Raw genomic sequence first — 20,260 nt, 5'->3', positions numbered from 1 at the left:
GCTTGCCACCCACCGCAAGATCGTGCAATTCTGTCGCGAGACGTTGCGGAGGTGACGCATGATGCTTGATACCGCGCTCAGCCTCGAGCGGTTCGCGTGGCACGCGGGTCGTCACGCTGACCTGTCAGTCCAGAACCTCGCCCTGTCGAGCGACCCAGCGTACGTGTCGGTCCGCAACCGCTTCTCGGCCACCCTCGTGGAGACCGTCACCTGTTCCGACGAGGGGGCCTTCCTCACCTCGTGGGGCTACCGCCTCGGCACCACGGACGACGTCGAGTCCGCCGCCGCCCGCCTCGCCTTCCTCCTGGCCGCCCTGCCCGCCTGAGCACCTCCCGCTACACCGCGCTCGACGGCGGCACCCAGCGAACCGGCCTGACGCCTGGATCGGTCACGCGTGAGGGCGGGCCCCTGCCTCGTGCACGGGCCCGCCCTTACGGTTGGGGTGGGGCTAGTTGACTTCGAGCTTGCGCTGGATGGCGATGAGGATGTGCATCATCTCCGTCTGGTTCTCCTGCAGCCCATCGACCTTGGTGTCCAGCCTGTCGACCTTGGTCTCCAGGCTGCCGACCCGAGCCTCCAGCCCGTCGAACCTGGTCTCCAGCCTGTCGAACCTGACCTCCAGCCTGTCGAACCTGGTTTCCAGCACTCCGACCCTGCCATCGAGCTGGGTGAACTTGCTGTCAAGGACCTTGACCTGCTGGGCCACGCCGTCGATCTTCTCGGTGAGCTGCTGACCCATCGCCAGCTGGTCGGCCCGGATCCGGACGAACTCGTTGTCGAGTTGCGTGCTGACTTGGAGGGCGATTTCCTTGAAGCTCATACCAGGTCTCCCTTACCTTGGGGTAAGGGACCGGGGATGGTACAGATCTCCGGTCCCACTTCTTTGCCCACAGGCTACTCCTCCGATCGCTTCCCGTGGGACGCATCCGAAAAGACATTCCCCTGGTCAGGGGCTGTATGGGAGCATAAATTCGGACGGATCCGCCTATATCAAGGCGAAGATTTTTCGCTGTTATACCCGACAAAATACATCGCACGACGGCAATGGGCGGGGCACCGTCACGGTGCCCCGCCCTCGGCTATTTTGCGCAGTCGTACAGACCGTCCTGGCCGGCCACCGCCGTGCAGTTCGCCTGCACCCAGGTCGTCACCTCGGTGTCGCCCCGGCCCGGTCCCCCGCCCTCGCCGCCGGACATGACGTACCGCAGTTGTCCTGAGGAGACCAGGGACTGCAGGCGGTCCACGGTCATGGCGGGATCGCTGCCGGTGAAGCCGCCCATGGCCATCACGGGCTTGCCGGTGGACAGGATGAGGCCCGACGCCTGCATGGCGCTGTTCACCGCGACCAGCCAGGTGGCCTTGCCCTGGTTGGCCACCAGGTACTTGGCCATCGCATCACTCACACCCCCACCGGGACCGCCACCTCGTCCGCCGAAACCGCCCCGGCCGCTGCCACGTTCCGTGGTCCCAGTCTGCCCCTCGCCGTTGGGCTGAGCCTCGCCGTTGGGCTGTCCCTCACCGCCAGGCTGGGCCTCGCCGTTGGGCGGGCCGTCGCCTCCTTGCTGGCCGCGCCGCCCGCCGGCGAACTGGCCGCCTCCGGGCATTCCCCCGGGACCCCCGAAGCCCATGCCACCCCCTGTGGATGGACCTGCGGTCGGGTTCGAGCCGTTGACCTGGGACTGCAGCGGCGTCACCGCGTACGCGGCCGGCCCGGCCAGCCCGGCGACCACCGTGGCCGCCAGCGCGATCGCCGCGATCCGTGCCGTCACCTGGGCCCGTACCCGAGCCAGCACGAGCACCACCACGGCCACCAGGGTCGCCCCGAGCACGACCCAGGCCAGCCACGGCACCCACTCGGGCGTACGGCGCAGCACCACGAACGACCACGCACCGGTGACGGCCACCGCCAGCGGCAGCACCCAGGACCAGGTCCGCGAGCGCCGGTACGCCTGCCACATCACCACCACGCCCATCCCGCACAGCGCGGCCACCGCCGGAGCCATGGCCGTGGTGTAGTACGGATGGAAGGTCCCGCTGGAGAAGCTGAACACCACGTAGTGGACGACCAGCCAGACACCCCACACCAGCCACGCCGCCCCCGACGGCCCCCCATCGGTGAGCCGGCGCAGCCGCATGACGATCGCGAACGCCAGCGCCACCACGCAGAACGGCAGCAACCAGGAGATCTGCCCCGCCAGGACGTCGTTGAACAGCCGCCCGGCTCCCGGATCTCCACCCCAGCCGCCACCGCCGCCGCCACCGCCGTTGCCCTGGCCCTGACCGAAGACACGGCCGAGGCCGTTGTAGCCGATCACCAGGTCCCAGACGGTGTTGTCGGTGGAGCCGCCGATGTACGGGCGGGAGTCCTTGGGCCACAGATCGGTGATGACCATCCACCAGGCACTGGACACCACCAGCACGACCCCGGCCGCCAGCAGGTGCCCCACCCGGCGCAGCCACGGCCCTCGGCAGCACGCCAGGTACGCCAGCCCGAACGCCGGCACCACCAGGTACGCCTGCAACATCTTGGCGTTGAACCCCAGCCCCACGAAGAACGCCGCCAGCAGCAACGACCGCAGCCGCCCCGTCCGCAGCGACTCCAGGCAGAACCAGGCCGCCAGCACCAGCAGCAGCACGAGGACCGTGTCGGGGTTGTTGTCCCGGTTGATCGCCACGGTGATCGGAGTGAGCGTCATGACGACACCGGCGACGAGCGCGGCCACGTCCCCGGAAGTGCCCGGGAACGCCCGCCGGACGGCCGAGTAGACCAGTCCCACCGAGGCCGCCCCGGCCAGCGCCTGCGGCAGCAACATGCTCCACGTGCCGTACCCGAAGAGACGGGCCGACAGCCCCATCACCCACAGCGCCAGCGGCGGCTTGTCCACGGTGATGTACGAGCCGGCGTCGAGCGCCCCGAAGAAGAACGCCTTCCAGCTCTTCGTCCCCGACAGGACGGTGGCGGCGTAGTACTCGTTGGCGTTGCCGCTCAGCGCCCACGCGTACATGACGAACGCGACGGCCAGCACCGCCCACATGGCGGGCCGCGACCAGCGGGGGTCGTCCTCGGCGCCGAGGAACACGCGGGAGAGGAGGCCGCGTGAGGAGGCGGCCCGGTGCCCGGCCTTCGCGACGGTGGCGGCGGTCATCGGACGGACCTCCGCTTCGGGTTGAAGACCCAGACACGCAGCAGCAGGAACCGTACGAGCGTGGCGAGCGCGTTGGCGATGATGACCGCGATCAGCTCCACTCCGTGCGAGACCCCGGCGGGCAGCAACGACAGGCTCCCGGAGGTGAGCACCAGCCCGACGAGGAAGGCGATCAGCCCCTCGAACTGGTGCCGCATCGCCCCGCCCGACCCCTTGACGCCGAAGGTGAAGCGGCGGTTCGCGGCGGTGTTGGCCACGGCGGTGACGAGCAGCGCGATCGCGTTGGCCAGCAGCGGCGGCACGACCTGGCGCAGCAGCGAGTACAGCAGCAGGTACGCCAGCGTGCTGATCCCGCCCACGATCGCGAACCGGGGCAGCTGCCTGGCCATCCCCCGGGGCAGCTCGGCCCGCTCGACCCGGGCGGGCACCGGGATGCGGGCCGCGCCGGACAACGTCTTGCGCGCCACCCGGAGCAGGCCGCGCAGGTCGTCGCGCGCGGTCTGCACGATGTCCACCCGGCTGTCCGGATCGTCCACCCAGTCGACGGGCACCTCGTGGATGCGCAGCCCGTGGCGTTCGGCCAGGAGCAGCAGCTCGGTGTCGAAGAACCACTGTTCGTCCTCGACACCGGGCAACAGGGCCTGGGCGATCTCCGTACGGACGGCCTTGAAGCCGCACTGCGCGTCCGAGAACCCGGCGCCCATGCCGAAGCGGAGCAGCAGGTTGTACGAGCGGGAGATGAACTCGCGCTTGGGCCCCCGCTCCACCCGGGACGCCCTGGCCAGGCGGGTGCCGATGGCCAGGTCGCTGTGACCCGACAGCAGCGGCGCCACCAGCGGCAGGAACGCGTCCAGGTCGGTGGACAGGTCCACGTCCATGTAGCTGACGACGTCGGCCTCGCTCTCCGACCAGACCCGGCGCAGTGCCCGCCCGCGCCCCTTCTCGTCGAGGTGCACGGCGCGTACGTGCCGCAGTTCACCGGCCAGCTCGGTGGCGAGCTGCCAGGTGTTGTCGGTGCTGGCGTTGTCGGCGATCGTGATGCGGAAGCCGTAGGGGAGGTTCCTGGTCAGGTACGTGTGCAGCCGGGTGATGCTCGCCCTCAGCGCCCGCTGCTCGTTGTAGACCGGGACGACCACCTCGACCAGGCGTGTCCGCACTGCTGTTATCTCCATGCAGACAGCTCACGTTTCGGGTCTTTAAGGGGACTTATCCGATTCTGAGTGACGGATGAGAGTTCCCGGTAGCTGAATGGTCGCGATCGCTCCGCCACCAGGCGCGTTCGTCAGGCGTACCGTGCCACCAGCCTCCGCGACGGCCTGCTTCACGATCGCCAGCCCCAGCCCGGACCCCGGCAGGCCACGGGCCGACGGGGAGCGCCAGAACCGCTCGAAGACGTACGGGAGCTCATCCTCGGGCAGGCCGGGGCCGTGGTCGCGGACGGTCAGGCGGCCGCCGTGCAGCTTCACCTCGACCTGGCCGCCCGGGCTGAACTTGGCGGCGTTGTCGATGAGGTTGAGCACGGCGCGTTCGAGCGAGGTGGAGCTGCCCACGGCGTACCAGGGCTGGAGGTCGGTGGTGACCTCGGCGCCGCGCAGCCTGGCCCGCTCGACGGCGGCCGTGACCACCTCGTGGAAGCCCAGCTCGACGTGCGGCTCGTGGTCGGTGTCGCCCCTGGCGAGCTGGAGCAGGTCGGCGACGAGCGTGGACAGCTCGGCGAACTGGGCCTTCACGTTGACCAGCAGGCGCTCCTTGGCGCCCGGGTCGAGGCTGCGGCCGGTCTGCTCGCTGCGCAGCAGCAGGTCGATGTTGGTGCGGAGAGTGGTGAGCGGGGTGCGCAGCTCATGGCCCGCGTCGGCGACGAGCTGCTTCTGGCGGTCCCTGGAGCCCGCCAGGGAGGCCGTCATGGCGTTGAAGGAGGAGGACAGGCGGGCGATCTCGTCGGTGCCCGTGACGGGGATGCGCGTGTCGAGGTCCTCGGTCTGCGCGATGTGCTCGACCGCCCTGGTCAGGTTGCCCACGGGGCGCAGGGCGGTCCGCGAGATCGCCAGCCCGGCCCAGGCCGCGCCGAGCACGCCCAGCACGGTGATGCCGCCGAGCATGAGCGCGGCGATCCGCATCGTGTACTCGATGTAGCCGTAAGGCCTGGCTTCCATGACCGCCACGCCCGGCTTGAAGTTGACCGTCACCACGCGGAGCCGCTTGCCGTCGCGCGTCTCACCGTCGCGGTAGACCGGATCACACGGCCGGAAGGCCTCCTTGTCCTTTTCGTAGTCCGGCATGATCGGAGAAGGGCCGATCGAGCAGGTGGTGCCGTCGGCGGACAACAACGTGGCCATGCCTTCGGCGAACGGGCCCCGCGTGCCGTCCGGCGAGCAGTTGTGCTCCAGGTAACCCTTGTCGCCCTGGCTCAGGGACTCCTTGATGGTCATGTCGAGGTTGCCCCGGAGCCGGTCCTGCAGGATGAAGTACGACAGGCCCGCGCACATCGCGATGGCCAGCGCCACGGCCACCGTGACCAGGAGCGTCAGCCGCGTACGCAGGCTGCCACGCCCGGACAGGTTACGCAGACGCGCGCGCAGGCCGGTGCCGTTCACGCCGTGGCCCGGAGCACATAACCCACCCCGCGCACGGTGTGGATCACCCGCGGCTCGCCCCCGGCCTCGGTCTTGCGCCGCAGGTACATCACGTAGACGTCGAGCGAGTTGGACGTCGGCTCGAAGTCGAACCCCCACACCTCGCTCAGGATCTGGTCCCTGGTCAGCACCTGGCGCGGATGGGCCAGGAACAGCTCCATGAGCAGGTATTCGGTCCTGGTCAGGTCGAGCCGCCGGTCACCGCGCGTGACCTCCCTGGTCGCCGGGTCCATGTGCAGGTCGCCGTAGGTCAGCGCGTCGCCCTCGGGGGTGCCGCCGCTGAGCGCGCCCCGCCGCAGCAGGGCGCGCACCCTGGCCAGCAACTCGTCCAGCTCGAACGGCTTGACGAGGTAGTCGTCGGCCCCGGCGTCGAGCCCCGACACCCGGTCGCCGACCGCGTCACGGGCCGTCAGCATGAGCACGGGGATGTGGTTGCCCGAGGCGCGCAGCCTGCGGCACGCGGTCAGCCCGTCGAGCCGGGGCATCATGACGTCGAGCAGCACCGCGTCAAAGGTGTCCGAGGCCACGGCGTCGAGCGCCTGATGCCCGTCGTTGGCCGTGACGACCTTGTAGCCCTCGAACTCGAGGCTCGACTGCAACGCCTCGCGCAACGCGGGCTCGTCGTCCACTACCAGCAACCGTGCAGGCTCACTCATGCTACAAACGCTAGGGGGTCATCATGAAAAGGTGATGAACGGTCTCACGGTCGTTTCATGAGGATCACCACGCCACGGGCATCGCTTTGAGCCCGAAGATGGCTCCATCGTACTTGGCGGACAGGTCTTCGTCGGACACCGTGACCCGGAGATCGGGAATGCGTTCGAACAACGTGCGCAGCGCGATCTCCAGCTCGGCCCTGGCCAGGTTCTGCCCGAGGCACTGGTGAACGCCGTACCCGAAGGCCACGTGGTGCCGGGCGCCGCGCTCGACGTCGAACTCGTCGGGCCGCTCGAACGCCCGCTCGTCCCTGTTGGCGGAGGCGCCGAGCACGAAGATGCCCTCGCCCTTCCTGACCTGCTGACCGCCGATCTCCTGGTCCTCGGTGGCCACCCGGTCGAACGCCACCCAGTCCACGACCGAGTGGTAGCGCAGCAGTTCGTCCACGGCCATCGGCCACTTGCCGGGGTTCTCGCGCAGCGCGGCGAGCTGGCCGGGGTGACGCAGAAGGGTGAGCACGGACAGGGGAAGCATGTTGGCGGTGGTCTCGTGACCGGCGACGAGCAGCAGGAAGATCACGCCCACCAGCTCGTCGTGGGTCAGCTGCCCGCTGCCGATCAGGCGGCCGAGCAGGTCGTCCTCGGGCGCGGCCTCGGCCCCCGTGACCAGACCGTCGAGGAACGACCTCAGCTCGGACATCGCGCCCCATCTGGTCTGCGAGTCCGCCGTGGGGTCGATCATCGTCCGGGTTCGCGACTGGAAGAATTCGCGGTCGGCGTACGGGACTCCGAGGAGCTGGCAGATGACCAGCGAGGGCAGCGCCAGCCCGAACGCCTCCACCAGCTCGGCCTCCGGCCCCTTGGCGAGCATGTCGTCGATGAGCTGGTCCACGAGCCGCTGGATGCCCGGCCGCAGCTCCCTCATCCGCCTGACGGTGAACTCGGGGATGAGCAGGCGGCGGAAGCGGCCGTGCTCTGGCGGGTCGAGGTCGATGAAGTGGCCGATGGAGAACGCCTCCAGCGCGGCGATCTCCTCGGGTGACCGGGTCCCGGAAGTGATGGCGTTCGGGTGGCCGGGGCTGGCGGGGTTGGTGCTGATGCCGCTGCCGGCCAGGACCTGCTTGGCCTCGGCGTGCCGGGTGACGAGCCACACCTCGCCGTCGCGGTGTGTGCCGCGCACGAGGGGGGCCTGCTCGCGCATGTGCTCGTACTCGGGTGGCGGCGCGAACGGGCACGTGCGCGGGACAGGGAAGGTTTCCGCCATAGTCTGCTCCCTACAAGCCGGACTGCATTGCTTACTTACGCGAAAGTAAGCAATGCAGGGCTCGGTCGTCAAGTGAGGGAGTGGAATGGCTGGGCGGCGGACGGACACACGAGAGCGGATTCAGCAGGTGGCGCTGGAGCTGTTCGCCGAGCGCGGATATGACAAGACGTCCCTGCAGGAGGTGGCGGATCGGCTGGAGATCACCAGGCCGGCGCTCTACTACCACTTCCGTACGAAGGAGGCCATCCTCGCCAGCGTGATCGACCGGTTGGGCGAGTCGATCGACGAGTTGGTGGGGTGGGCCAAGGAGCAACCCAGGACGGCCGAGGCCCGGCTGGAGATCCTGCGGCGGATCTCGGGGCTGATGGAGGATCAGTGGCGGCCGCTGTTCAGGTTCGCGCAGGTGAACCAGGGGGCCATGCGAGGGAATCCGGCCGGGGAACGGCTGCAGAACGGGGTGCTCAGCATGTTGTCGCTGCTGTCCGTGCCGGAGGCGGGCGCGGTGGAGCAGTTCGAGGCGCGGCTGGCGGTGTTCGCGGTGATCCTCGGGAGCGTGCCGTTCCTGTTCGACATGGACCTGGATGAGTCCGAGCGGGCCGAGGTGGCGCTGCGGGTGGCGAGCAAGCTCATTTCGGGGAGTTAGCGCGGGAGTTGCCATCGCGGCGTTGAGGCCGCCGATGAATCAGCGCAGGAGCGCCATCGCGGCGCTGTGGCCGCGGATGAGTCAGCGCAGGAGCGCCATCGCGGCGTTGTGGCCGCCGATTCCGCTGACGGCGCCGCCTCTGCGGGCGGCCGCGCCGCACATCAGGATGCGTTCGTCCTCGGTCCGCACACCCCAGCCGCCTTCTTCCGCGTACGGCCAGCTCAGGTCGGTGTGGAAGATGTGGCCGCCGGGCAGGCCCGCGTCCCGTTCGAGGTCGACCGGGGTTTTGGCCTCGACGCATGGGGTTCCGTCGGGGGTGGTGAGCAGGCAGTCCTGGAGGGGTTCCGCGAGGACCGCGTTGATGGAGGCGAAGGTGGCGTCCAACGCCGCCTTACGCGCTTGATCCGGATTTTTCCGGAAAAGTCGGGCGGGCATGTGGAGGCCGAACAGCGTCATCGTCTCGGCGCGCCCTCTCAGGCCGGGGCCGAGAATGGACGGGTCGGTCAGCGAATGACAGTAGACCTCGGCTGGCGGCAATTCCGGAATCTCCCCCTTGACCGCCTGTGCGTACGCGGTGGCGAGCTGGTCGTGTCCCTCGTTGATGTGGAACGTCCCGCTGAAGGCCGCCCGGGGGTCCACGGAGGCGTCCTTCAACCTGGGCAGCCGCGTCAGCACCATGTTCACCTTGAGCTGCGCGCCCTCCGGCACCGTCACCGGCCGGCCCATCACCCGGTCGAGCACGGCGGGCGGCAGGTTGACCAGCACGTGCCCGCCGCTCACGGTGTGCTCGCCGTCCTCCGCCACGTAGGTCACCTCACCGGACGGGGAGATCCCGACGATCTCCGCGCCCGTCCTGATCTCGGCGCCCGCCCGCCTGGCCGCCGCCTCCAGCGCGCCTGACACCGCGCCCATGCCGCCGACGGGGACGTTCCACTCGCCCGTGCCGTCGCCGATCACGTGATACAGGAAGCACCGGTTGGCCAGCAGGTCGGTGGCCGGGTCGGCGAACGTGCCGATCAACGCGTCGGTGAGCACCACGCCGCGAACGGTGTCGTCACGGAACCGCTCGTCCACCGTCTCGCCGATCGGCCGCGCGAACAGGTCCCGCCACGCCTCCGCGCCGACCAACCGCTCGACCTCGGCCGCTGTCCGCAGCGGCTCCAGCAGGGTGGGCGCCACGACCCTGGCCACCTCGGCCACCATGCCGTAGAACGTCCGCCACGCCTCGTAGTCCGCCTCACCGCCCGTGACGGTCCTGAACGAGGCCGCCGTACGCAGGTCGTCCCCGTTGTCCACGAGCAGGCCCGTGTCGCCTTCCCGGGTGCTCCTCGGGGTGTACGAGGCGTACCGGCGGCGGCGCAGCTCCAGACGCAGCCCAAGGTCACGCATGATCTGCGACGGAAGGAGACTGACAAGGTAGGAGTAACGCGACAGACGCACGTCCACGCCGGGGAACGCCCGCGCGGAGATCGCCAGCCCGCCGACGTGCCCGAACCGCTCCAGCACCAGCACCTTGCGCCCGGCTCCGGCCAGGTACGCCGCCGCGACCAGCCCGTTGTGCCCGCCCCCGGCTACGACCACGTCATACGACCCCATCCTCGCACCTTACGACCCACCGCACACCCCCCGTCAACGCCGACCCCACCCCTCACGACACCCACCACCACACCTGCGCCCCGCCAAAGACGACAACGCACGCCACCACACCCAAGAACCGCCGACACGGTCGGCGCAGTCGGCGCAGTCGGCGCAGTCGGCGCAGTCGGCGCAGTCGGCGCAGTCGGCGGATGAGCGGAGGGGCACGGCCGAAGGCGGAGCACGGCCGAAGGCGGGATTAGGGGCGGCTGGCGATGGCTAGGAGTGTGGCGGCCGGGCCGGTCAGCGGGCGACCGCGGCGCCATACCGCTCTCAGGTTTCTGACCAGGCTGATCCCCGCCAACGGCACCTCCACCAGCCGCCCCGTGGCCACGTCCGCCTCCACCGCGTACCCGCTCAGCACCGCCGGCGCCACCCCCGCCTGCGCCGCCCCCTTGACCGCCGAGTTCGACCCCAGCTCCAACCGCGGGCTGGCCCGATGCAGGCCGCCGAAGGCCACGTCGAGCGTCTCCCGCGTACCGGAGCCGGGCTCGCGCACCACGAGCGGCGTGGCGGCCAGTTCCGGCCCCCGGAGCGCGGTACGGCGGCGCGCCCACGGATGGCCGGGCGCCACCACGACGATCAGCCGATCGGTCCCCACGACCCGCCCGGCCAGCCCGTCAGGCACGCTGGGCCCCTCCACGAACCCCAGCTCCACCTCCTCCCCCAGCACCCGCGCCGCGACGTCGGTGGAGTTGACCACGTCGAGCCCCACCTGCACCTCGGGCTCCCGATTCTGTAGTTCGCCGAGCCACCGAGGCACCAGGTACTCGGCCACCGTCATGCTCGACGCCACCCGCAGATGGGCCGCCTCGCTGCGGCGTACGGCGTCAACGGCGCGCATGAGCTCCTCGGCGGCGGCCAGCACCTGCGCCGCCCACCCGGCCACCATCTTGCCCTCGGTGGTGAGCGCGGAGCCGCGTGGCGTGCGCTCGATCAGGGGCAGGCCGAGGCGCCGTTCGAGCTGGGCGATCCGCTTGCTCGCGGACGGCTGCGCGATCCCCGCGACCCTGGCCGCCCGCCCCAGGCTGCCCAGCACGCCGACGTCGACGAGGAGCTTCAGCGAGTCGAGATCAGGCAGCGCACTCATAGCCACAGGCTATGACCTCCCAGGCAAACACCAGCTACCGGACGTTTCCACCGGTCAGAAGACTGGGATCATGACCGCCAGCACAGAGGAGCCCGGTACCGCCATCGCACCCACCCGCCCGATCCACACCCGCCGCACCCTGGAGAACACCTCGGCGGGAACCCCGGACGGCACCCAGAACAGGACTCCGACGAGAACCTCGGAAGGGCCCGCGAACAGACCCTCCGAGCAGACCAGGGACCAGACCTCAGAACGGGCCCCCGAGCGGGGGCTCGGGCGGGCCGCCGGGCGGGCCTCGGGGTGGATCCGTCGTGTGTGGCCAGGCGTTGCGATGGCGGTCGGGGCGGTGGTGTTCTCGATGCTGGTCAGCCGGTACGTCCCCGCGCTCAGCCCCGCCGTCGTCGCCGTCATCTCCGGTGCGGCCCTGGCCAGCCTGGTGGGCGTCGGCGAGCGGTTCCGGGCGGGCCTCGCGTTCGTGTCCAGGCGTGTGCTGCGCCTGGCCATAGCCCTGCTCGGCCTGCAGATCTCCCTGCCCCAAGTGCTGGCTCTCGGCTGGCAGACGCTGGCCATCGTGACGGCGGCGACCGGGCTGACGTTCGTCACGACACCGCTGATCGGCCGCAGACTGGGCCTGAGCCGTGGGACATCGCTGCTCATCGCCACGGGCGTGTCCATCTGCGGCGCCTCCGCCATCGCGGCCATGCGCGAGAGCATCGACCTCCCCGACGATGACGACGCCGCCGCCAGTGCGCTGGGCGTCGTGGTGCTGTACGGGACCGCGGCCATCGCCGTCCTCCCCCTCCTGGCCTCCCTCATGGACCTGTCACCGGCGCAGCTCGGCGTGTGGGCGGGCGCGGCCGTGCACGAGGTGGCCCAGGTCGCCGCGATCGGCGCCGCCTCGGGCGTGCTGGCCGGCGCCGTGACGGTCAAACTGGGCCGGGTCGTCCTCCTGGCCCCGATCGTGGCCCTCACGTCGTACCGAAACCGCCGCACGTCCACCCGTACGACCACCGGCACGGCCGCCCGCACGACCGCCCGCACGGCGCGACCGCCGATCGTGCCGGTGTTCGTGGTCGCGTTCCTGGCGATGATGGCCGTGCGCAGCACCGGATGGCTTCCCGCGACGTTGACGGAGACGGTGCCGGGCGTGACGAACGTGCTCATGGCCGCCGCCCTGTTCGGTCTCGGCACCGGCATCGACGTGCGGAAACTGGCGAGGGGCGGCCGGGCTGTGCTGCTCGGGGGGATCGCCACGGCGATCATCGCGGTCACGTCTCTGGCGGGCGTCATGGTGTTCGTGTGATCCTCGAGTAGACGGCCGAGCCGGAGGAACCGTACGCTGCTCCGTTCGGAACAAATCTCTCGAAAACCACCGTTCCCCATACGCAGAGCCCAGGACCTCTCAAGGAGCACGAAACTCACCATGCGCAGCACCACCGACTCCGTTCTCCAGCCGTCCGACGAGGTCGCCGAGGCCCTGGCAACCGGCGCGCCGATCGTGGCGCTGGAGTCCACGATCATCTCTCACGGGCTGCCGCAGCCGCGCAACCTGGAGGTGGCGCGGGAGTTGGAGGGAGTCGTACGCGCGGCGGGCGCGGTGCCGGCGACGATCGCCGTGCTGGACGGCGTGCCCAGGATCGGGCTGAACGAGGTGGAGCTGGAGCGCATCGCGTCCGAGTCGGGGCTGCGCAAGCTGGGCCAGCGGGACCTGCCCGTGGCGGCGGCGCTGAAGGCCAGCGGCGCGACCACGGTGTCGGCCACGTCGTTCCTGGCGGCCCGCGCCGGGATCCGCGTCTTCGCGACGGGCGGGCTGGGCGGCGTGCATCGCGGCTGGGCCGAGGAGCAGGACGAGTCCGCGGATCTCGACACGCTCGCCCGTACCCGCATCACCGTGGTCTGCGCGGGCGTCAAGTCGATCCTCGACGTGCCCGCCACGCTGCAGCGGCTGGAGACGCGGGGTGTGAGCGTGGTGGGATTCCGTACGGACACCTTCCCCGGCTTCTACCTGCACTCCTCCGGCCGGCCGATCGACTGGCGGATCGAGTCGCCCGACGAGGCCGCGGCCATCATGCGCGGCCAGGACGGGCTGGGCGGCGCGGAGACGGCGCTGATCGTGGCCAACCCGGTCCCCGAGGACCGGCAGCTCGACCCCGGGCTGCACGACCGCGTGCTGGGCGAGGCGCTGACCGCCGCCGAGCGCGAGGGGGTCACGGGGCAGGCGATCACGCCGTTCCTGCTCGGGTACCTGGTCGACGGGACCGCCGGCGCCTCCCTGGAGGCCAACCTGGCCGCCGTGCGCGGCAACACCGCCCTTGCCGCCCAGATTGCCCTTTCCTGGGCCAGATCGTGACAGACGGCGCCCTCCTGGTCATCGGTGACGTGGTCACCGACGTGGTGGCGCTACACGGCTCGGCGGTCATGGCCGGTACGGACACGGCCGCCGACATCGTGCTGCGCCCCGGCGGCTCGGGCGCGAACACCGCAGCCTGGGCCGCCAGCCTGGGCGCCGAGGTCCATCTGCTGGCCAAGCTCGGGTACGACAGCAGCGAGTGGCACGCCACCGAGCTGATCAAGACGGGTGTACGCCCGCACTTCTCGGTGGATTCCGGTCACCCGACGGCCGTGGTGATCGCGATGGTGGACAAGAGCGGCGAACGTTCGATGCTCACCAACCGCGGCGCCGGCGGCCTGATTTCCGAGGCCGACTGGAACCCGTCCCTGCTGGAGGGCGCCGAGCGGCTGCACCTGTCCGGGTACGTGCTGTTCGCCGAACCGGGGCTGCGCCTGGCCCGTCGCGCCATGGCCGACGCGGTGGCCGCGGGCGTCGCGGTCAGTCTCGATCCGGCCTCCACGGGGCCGCTGCGCGAGTTCGGAGTTGAACGTTTCACCCGCGAGACGGCCCGGGCCCGCCTGATCATTCCCAATCTCGACGAGGCACTTCTGCTCACCGGCGCGACGACTGCCGAGCGGGCCGCCGTACTGCTGAGTGAGACATATGGCACAGCAGTCGTGAAGCTGGGCGCGGACGGGGCGCTGGCCGCTATGGACGGCGCGGTGGTCGCGACCGCGGCGGGTGTGTCCGCCGAGGTCGTGGACTCGACCGGAGCGGGTGACGCGTTCGCCGCCGGCTACCTCGCCGCAACCTTGCGGGGCTACGGTGAACAGGCGGCTTTGGAGGCTGGTTGCCGTGCCGGTGCAGAATGTGTGGCCCAGGTGGGCGGCCGTCCACGGTACGGTTTGGATCTGAACCGTCTTTACCCTATTCACACTGATTGATAGCTTGCCGCGTAGGCTGCACCATTAGCCACATACGTTACGGGCAGCACCACGCGGCTCACTGGGGAGGATAAGGTCCGCCGATGGAAGTCGAGTCATCGATCTGCCTGAGCGACCTAGTCCCTGCGCTGCGCTGGAGCCGCCCGCAGCAGGTGGCCGAGGCGCTGGGCGATCCGCGCCTGCCCGCGGCCTGGTGGTCCTCTCTGGCGCTGTCCAAGGCGCTCGGCACGGCGGGACTCGACTGGATCTGCGAACGTCTGGCGCGGCTGGCCTCCGCCCGCTGGGACCATCTGCCGCTGGCCGACCTGCTGCCCGCCCTGACGGTTCACCACATCGATCCCGCGCTGCCTGGCTGGCCCGAGGCCACCCGTACGGCGATCACCGGGCTCGGCGGCTGGCAGCGCCTGCGCCGTCTGTCGCCCAGCGACCTGGGCACGCCGTCGGCGACGCCTGAGATCGTGATGGGCTCCGTCTTCCGTGAGATCCTCGGCCGCATCCCGGCCCAGCGCGAGGTGCCCGTCGCGGCCCCCGTCCGTGAGGCGTCCGGCGCGGGTTCCGCCGGCCACCCAGAGGTCACCCGGCCGCTCCAGCGCGGCCAGGCCCCCGGGCAGCCCGCCTCGTCCCCCACACCCTCCCTCTCGTCCCCGTCACCGTCGCTCTCGTCTCCCTCGCCGTCCTCCACGCCGCCGAGCACGGGCTCGTTCCCGGCCGTTCAGCCGGAGGGCGCACCGCCGTCGCGAAGCGGAGCCTTCGCCGCCCAGAGCGGCGAGGCCGCCTCACAGCCGCAGGGCGCGGGTCCGTTCGGGCCCCAGGGCCAAGGACAGGGGCAGGGCCAAGGACAGGGACAGGGACAGGGACAGGGCGACTCCGGCCCGCAGCGACAGACAGGGACTTTCCCGGCACCGCCTGCCTCCGACGGCAACGCCCGCCAAAGCAGCCCTTTCCCGACACCACCGGCCTCCGACGGCAACCCGCGCCAGACCGGCACCTTCCCGGCGCCGACGCCTGCCGACAGCTCCCCCCGCGGATCCTTCTCCGCCCCGCCGAGCTCCGACGGCAACGCCCGCCAAAGCAGCCCCTTCCCGGCACCGCCGACTTCCGACGGCAACCCGCGCCAGACCGGTTCCTTCCCGGCTCCGACGCCCTCGGACAGCTCGCCGCGCCAGACGGGCACCTTCCCCGCCGTGCCGCCCGCGGACGGCTCGCCACGCCAGACCGGTTCGTTCCCGGCCTCGGACAGCTCGCCGCGCCAGACCGGTTCGTTCCCGGCCTCGGACAGCTCGCCGCGCCAGACGGGATCCTTCCCCGCCGTGCCGCCCTCCGACGGCAACCCGCCTCAGACCGGCTCCTTCCCCGCGGTCGGGCCGCGCCAGACGGGCTCGTTCCCCGCGCAGCCCCAGGGCCCGCGCCAGAACTTCGCGGGTGAGGGCCTCCCCCAGCGACCGGCCCCCGGCCAGCAGGACCGCCTCCCGCAACGCCCCTCGGGCCCGCAAACCGGCCGCCAGGACCCCGGCTCCATCCCAGGAGCCCCGGGCGCCCCGGCTTCCGGCGGCCCCCTTCCCGGCGGCGGCCCGCAGACCGGGTCGATCCCGGCCGTCCCCGACGCCGCCAAGACCACCCCGGGCACCCCGACGCCCGCCTATTCGACGCCCAGCCCCGTACCCTCCGACACCGACCACGCGATGGTCCGGGTCGTGGACAGCCTGTTCCGCAGTCTGGACAAGCTGGAGCTGGCCGTAGCCGTGCACCGGCTGTTCGCCGAGGACCCGGTCAGCCTCCGTACGCTCGCCCACAAGATGCTCGTCGAGCGGGACGCGCTCTCCCAGGCCCAGCGCACCGCCGAGGAACGTGTCCTGCACTGGCTGCGCTCCTCCGAGTCCGCACCGGTCACCGGCCACATGTTCCGGCTGACGGAGTGGCTCGGCGCGGCGGCCACCGAGGACCAGCTCATCGGCGCGGACCCGGCCCACCCCGTGACCGTCCCTTCCCTCCGTACGCCTCTGTGGCGGGTGCTGGTCACGCTCATGCCCGACCGCCGCCTCCAGGACGGCTGGCTGGTGGTCGGCGATCTCCATGGCCTGCAGGCCCGTACGAGGCAACTCCTGGCCGCCAGCCCGCCCGACGCCGACGTGGTGGAGCTCATGGCCGAGCTGGGCATCCGTACGCACTCCGCCAAGGCCTGGCACGACGCCCTGCCCTCGGAGGCGAGCCTGAACGCCGCGGCCGCGGCCCCCTCCCCGGCCCAGCCCCTCCCCCGCCGTACGCCGGGAGCCAACGGCCACCACCACCGCGGCGGCCAGCCCATCCCCCCGGCGACGGCCGGATCGATCGACCCGTCCGCCGCGCTGGCCACCCTGTCGGCGCTGTCGGGCGGCCGTCCGCCGATGATCGGCGGCCTCGCGGGCGCTCCCTCCACGCCGCCCCCGCCGCTGCCGAGCCCGTCCTCCGACCCGCGCCGCTGGCAGCGCATCGAGGTCACGCCCGAACACCTCAGGGGCGGCCCGGTGCCGGTCCCCGAGGGGTACGCGGCCCAGCTCGGCATGCGCCCCGGCACCCTGCTGTCGGTCACGGGCCCCGGTGACAACGCCATCGTCCTGGTCTGGCAGGGCCACCAGCCGGTCTTCGACTCACTCCAGCCGGTCCTCATGCGCCTGAACGCCCGCCCAGGCGACCAGGTCTACGTCACGGTCGACGGCTACCGCCTGGAAGCCCAGCTAACCGCCTGAGCCACGCCACCTTCCGCCTGAGCCACGCCACCTACCGCCTGAGCCACGCGACCTACGCGTGAGCCAGGCCCCCTTACCGGCTGGGCGTGTGTGGGCCTGCCCGCCGGCGCTGCGCGGCGAAGCGGGTGAGTGAGGCGGCCACCATGTTCACGCCCATGACGTCGCGGTCTCACGGCTCCAGGTCGAAGAGGCGGAGGCGGTGGGCGGTGGCGGCGGCCTCGCCGCGCGTGGAGACCCCCATCTTGGCGAGGATGTTGGACACGTGCACGCTCACCGTCTTGACCGAGATGAACAGCACCTCGGCGACCTCCCGGTTGCTCCGCCCGTTCGTCACCTCCCGCAGCACCTCCTGCTCCCGCGCCGTCAACCCCAGCGGCTGCCCATCGCCCCCCTCGTCGGACCCACCGCCCGACCCCGCGATCCTGGCCCGCCGCGCGAAGACGTCGAGCTGCTCCAGCAGTGGCGTGGCACCGAGCTCACGGGCGAGCTCCCGCGCCCGGACCAGCCGAGCCGCCGCCCCCTGCCGGTCCCCGGACGCGAGCGCCGCCTGCGCCGCCCCCACGAGGCACCGCGCCTCCGCATACGGCTGCCGCAGCGCCCCCCACGCCCCCACCGCCAGGTCCCACGCCTCGAACTGCCACGCCACCGGCTCCGAGGCGCCATCCAGCGGCGTCTCGGGCCCGGTCAGCGCGCTGAACGTGAGCCGCTGCGCGTGCTGCAGGTCACCCTCGGCCCCGAGGTCCCAGCCGATCTTGCGCAGCCCGGGCAGCAACGACAACGCCAACCGCGCCAGCGCCCCGAGCGAAGCACCTCCACCGGAGGGAGCACGCCCGGACGGCGCCACCACCTCCAGGAGCTGCGTCGAAGGCACCACGGCCCAGACGAGCTGCGCGAAGGTCACCAGCACCGGCCACGAGTAGCGCGGACTGCTCACCAGGTCACGGGTCTCCAGCGCGCGGGCCGCCATCTCCACCGCCTCGTTCAACTGCCCGCGCGCCACCAGCAGCTGAACCTCCCTGCACAGATGCGGCAACACCGTCTGATCCCGGTAGTTGCCCCGCGAAAGCACGCTCCGCGACGACCCCAGCAGTTGCTCCGCCCGGTCGAAGTGCCCCCGCGCCAGCGCGATGTCGGTGGCCAGACCCTGCAGGCTGGCCCGGTAGGGGGCGGGCGGCGCGAGGTCGAGGGCCTGCTCGATCGCCTGGAGCGCCTCGTCCCAGCGCCCGAGCGAGACCAGCGGCTCGGCCAGGTTGATCGACAGGAACGTGCCGGAGGTGCGGGCCAGGCCGTATTGAACGGCCCCCTCGACCCCGTCGCGGGCGACCTGGGCGGCCCGCTCGTGCTGACCGGAGCCTTCGAGCGCGTCGGACTCGGAGATCGCGCAGCGCATCAGCGCGTTGTAGGCGTCGTCGCGGTAGGCGATGCGGCGGGCCTGCGCGAACGCCTCCAGCTGCTGGTCCATGTCGGCGTAGCAGGCATGCCCCCAGGTGAGGCTGATCATCGCGTGGGCCTCGACCCTGGCGTCGCCCACCGCGTGCCCGATCTCCATGGCGAGCCGGGCCGTGGCCTGCCGCTCCGACCGCTCCTCCGGCCGGTGGAGCATGCGGGCCAGGCTCTCCAGCACCTGGCCGCGCAGTTTGAGCTGGTCGTCGGGCACGAGGGCGGCCGCCTGGCGCAGGTCTTCGACGTTTCCCGGCCGGCTGAGGTCGTAGCGGGTCAGGCCGCGCTGGCGCAGCAGCAGGGCCGCCCTGATCGGGTCGGCGTCGTAGTCGAGTTCGTCGAGGGCGGCGCTGGCCAGGGCGATGCTGCGCTCGTATTCGCCGGCCTGGTGGGCGACCGTGGCGGTCTGCCTGAGCACGTCGATCCGGTCGCAGCCGATGCGCTCGGCCGCGTCGGGCACCTGGTCCCACAGCTCCAGCACCCGGGACAACATCCTGAGCTGCTCGTCGTAGGCGGTGGACTTGCGGGCCTCGCCCGCCGCGCGCCAGGCGCTGACCAGCGCCCAGGTGGAGTCGTGGGCGGAGTGCCAGTGGTGGGCCAGCTCGATCGCGCCGCGCGGGGCGGGCAGGATCGACAGGTCGCTCTCCAGCGCCTCGGCGTAGCGGGTGTGCAGGCGGGTGTGCTCACCGGGCAGCAGGTCGTCGTGGAGCGCCTCGCGGATGAGCGCGTGCCGGAAGCCGTAGCCCTCGCCGTCGACCACGAGCACGTTGCCGGCCACCGCGGGCCGCAGCGCCCGTGACAACGAGCTCTCGTCGAGCCTGGCGACGGCGCTGAGCAGGTCGTGCTCGATGCGCTGGCCGCCGGCGCTGGCCACCCGCAGCAGCTCCTGCGTCTCCTCGGGCAGCCGCTCGACGCTGGCCAGCAGCAGGTCGCGCAGCGACTCGGGCAGCGCCTCGCCGGCGCCCGCCTCGTTGAGCAGCGCCTCGACGAACAGCGGGTTGCCCTCGCTGCGCGCGTAGATCAGGTCCATGTCGGCGGGGGACGGCTCGCGCTCCAGGATCCCGGCCGCCAGCGCGACGGCCTCCCTGCGGGTGAGCCTGCGCAGCTCGGTCCTGGTCACCCACTCGACCCGGCCCAGCTCGGCCAGCAACGGCCGCAGCGGGTGGGTGCGGTGCAACTCGTCCGTCCGGTAGGTCACCACGATGAGCAGGCGCGCCGCCGTGCGCTGATAGCGGACGAGGAACGTCAGCAGGTCGCGGGTCGAACGGTCGGCCCAGTGCGCGTCCTCCACGATCAGCACCACGGGACGCTCTTCCGCCAGCCGCTCCAGCAGCCCGAGCACCTGCTCGAACAGCCGCGCCCTGGCCTCGGCCCCGTCCTTGCCCGGCTCGCCGAACTCCGGCAGCAACCGGGCCAGGCCCCGCGAGCTGCCGCCGGGCACGAGCGCGGTGACGCCGTCGCGGCCCAGCTCGCGCACCAGCCCGCGCAGCACGGCGGTGAACGGCGCGAACGGCAGGCCTTCTGTGCCCAGCTCCAGGCAGCCGCCCACGAGCACCAGCGCGTCGCCGGCCCGGTGGGCGGTGAACTCTTTGATCAGCCGGGTCTTGCCGACCCCGGCCTCGCCGCCGACGAGCGCGGTGGACGAAACTCCGGAACGTGCTCTGACCAGGGCGTCACCGAGAGCGGCGAGCTCGCGGGCACGCCCGACGAACAAGGGGCTCACGGCATGGATACTCACGCCCCCAAGGATG

The 20,260-nt window shown here is 71.5% G+C and carries 15 protein-coding genes; 6 read left to right on the top strand and 9 right to left on the bottom strand.

The genetic code is table 11. The features are described 5' to 3' along the window. Nucleotides 1-58 precede the first annotated feature (58 nt). Nucleotides 59-325: a hypothetical protein gene (locus tag ACFPZ3_RS36325; protein WP_379518849.1), complete on the top strand. Its 267-nt coding sequence runs from the start codon at nt 59-61 to the stop codon at nt 323-325. A 123-nt stretch (nt 326-448) separates the two neighbouring features. On the opposite strand, the gene ACFPZ3_RS36320 is transcribed toward ACFPZ3_RS36325, so the two are convergent. The 6 genes from ACFPZ3_RS36320 to ACFPZ3_RS36295 form a co-directional block, all read right to left on the bottom strand. Further along, a complete protein-coding gene (locus tag ACFPZ3_RS36320) occupies nt 449-820 on the bottom strand; it encodes a hypothetical protein (protein WP_379518848.1) in 372 nt (123 codons plus the stop codon). Nucleotides 821-1,079: 259 nt separating this feature from the next. Next, entirely contained in the window at nt 1,080-3,146 is a 2,067-nt protein-coding gene (locus tag ACFPZ3_RS36315) for an ArnT family glycosyltransferase (protein WP_379518847.1), read from the bottom strand. After that, a complete protein-coding gene (locus ACFPZ3_RS36310; protein WP_379518846.1) occupies nt 3,143-4,303 on the bottom strand; it encodes a bifunctional glycosyltransferase family 2/GtrA family protein in 1,161 nt (386 codons plus the stop codon). The genes ACFPZ3_RS36315 and ACFPZ3_RS36310 overlap by 4 nt, the downstream gene beginning before the upstream one ends. Nucleotides 4,304-4,342: 39 nt before the next feature. After that, nucleotides 4,343-5,740 carry a sensor histidine kinase gene (locus tag ACFPZ3_RS36305; protein WP_379518845.1) on the bottom strand — a complete coding sequence of 466 codons (1,398 nt, stop codon included), beginning with the start codon at nt 5,738-5,740 and terminating at the stop codon, nt 4,343-4,345. Next, complete coding sequence (locus tag ACFPZ3_RS36300; protein ID WP_379518844.1) at nt 5,737-6,435, bottom strand: response regulator transcription factor; 699 nt, start codon at nt 6,433-6,435, stop codon at nt 5,737-5,739. Before ACFPZ3_RS36300 ends, ACFPZ3_RS36305 begins: the two co-directional genes overlap by 4 nt. Before the next feature lie 64 nt (nt 6,436-6,499). Then, the gene (locus ACFPZ3_RS36295) at nt 6,500-7,699 is read right to left on the bottom strand and encodes a cytochrome P450 (protein WP_379518843.1); all 1,200 of its coding nucleotides are present in this window, start codon (nt 7,697-7,699) and stop codon (nt 6,500-6,502) included. Nucleotides 7,700-7,784: 85 nt separating this feature from the next. Between ACFPZ3_RS36295 and ACFPZ3_RS36290 the strand changes: the two genes are divergently transcribed. Further along, a complete protein-coding gene (locus tag ACFPZ3_RS36290; RefSeq protein ID WP_379518842.1) occupies nt 7,785-8,342 on the top strand; it encodes a TetR/AcrR family transcriptional regulator in 558 nt (185 codons plus the stop codon). Between the two features lie 81 nt (nt 8,343-8,423). Here ACFPZ3_RS36290 and ACFPZ3_RS36285 read toward each other — a convergent pair whose 3' ends face one another. After that, the gene (locus ACFPZ3_RS36285; protein WP_379518841.1) at nt 8,424-9,938 is read right to left on the bottom strand and encodes a phytoene desaturase family protein; all 1,515 of its coding nucleotides are present in this window, start codon (nt 9,936-9,938) and stop codon (nt 8,424-8,426) included. 238 nt (nt 9,939-10,176) lie between these two features. Continuing rightward, entirely contained in the window at nt 10,177-11,067 is an 891-nt protein-coding gene (locus tag ACFPZ3_RS36280) for a LysR family transcriptional regulator (protein WP_379518840.1), read from the bottom strand. 70 nt (nt 11,068-11,137) lie between these two features. Between ACFPZ3_RS36280 and ACFPZ3_RS36275 the strand changes: the two genes are divergently transcribed. The 4 genes from ACFPZ3_RS36275 (at nt 11,138) to ACFPZ3_RS36260 (ending at nt 17,069) form a co-directional block, all read left to right on the top strand. Beyond that, nucleotides 11,138-12,370, top strand: a complete 1,233-nt coding sequence (locus ACFPZ3_RS36275) for a YeiH family protein (RefSeq protein ID WP_379518839.1) — start codon at nt 11,138-11,140, stop codon at nt 12,368-12,370. 120 nt (nt 12,371-12,490) lie between these two features. Next, nucleotides 12,491-13,417, top strand: coding sequence for a pseudouridine-5'-phosphate glycosidase (locus ACFPZ3_RS36270; RefSeq protein WP_379518838.1), 927 nt, complete (start codon nt 12,491-12,493; stop codon nt 13,415-13,417). Continuing rightward, nucleotides 13,414-14,343 carry a carbohydrate kinase family protein gene (locus ACFPZ3_RS36265; protein WP_379518837.1) on the top strand — a complete coding sequence of 310 codons (930 nt, stop codon included), beginning with the start codon at nt 13,414-13,416 and terminating at the stop codon, nt 14,341-14,343. Before ACFPZ3_RS36270 ends, ACFPZ3_RS36265 begins: the two co-directional genes overlap by 4 nt. An 83-nt stretch (nt 14,344-14,426) precedes the next feature. Further along, nucleotides 14,427-17,069 (top strand): hypothetical protein, encoded by a 2,643-nt coding sequence (locus ACFPZ3_RS36260; RefSeq protein WP_379518836.1) that lies wholly within the window; start codon nt 14,427-14,429, stop codon nt 17,067-17,069. Nucleotides 17,070-17,238: 169 nt separating this feature from the next. Here the strand turns inward: ACFPZ3_RS36260 and ACFPZ3_RS36255 are convergent, their stop codons facing one another. Further along, nucleotides 17,239-20,247: a helix-turn-helix transcriptional regulator gene (locus ACFPZ3_RS36255; protein ID WP_379518835.1), complete on the bottom strand. Its 3,009-nt coding sequence runs from the start codon at nt 20,245-20,247 to the stop codon at nt 17,239-17,241. Between the last annotated feature and the right edge of the window lie 13 nt (nt 20,248-20,260).

The sequence above is a fragment of the Nonomuraea insulae genome, from assembly GCF_042656245.1.
Note: the sequence above shows the minus strand (reverse complement) of the source record. Positions and strands in the feature narration are given on the sequence as shown.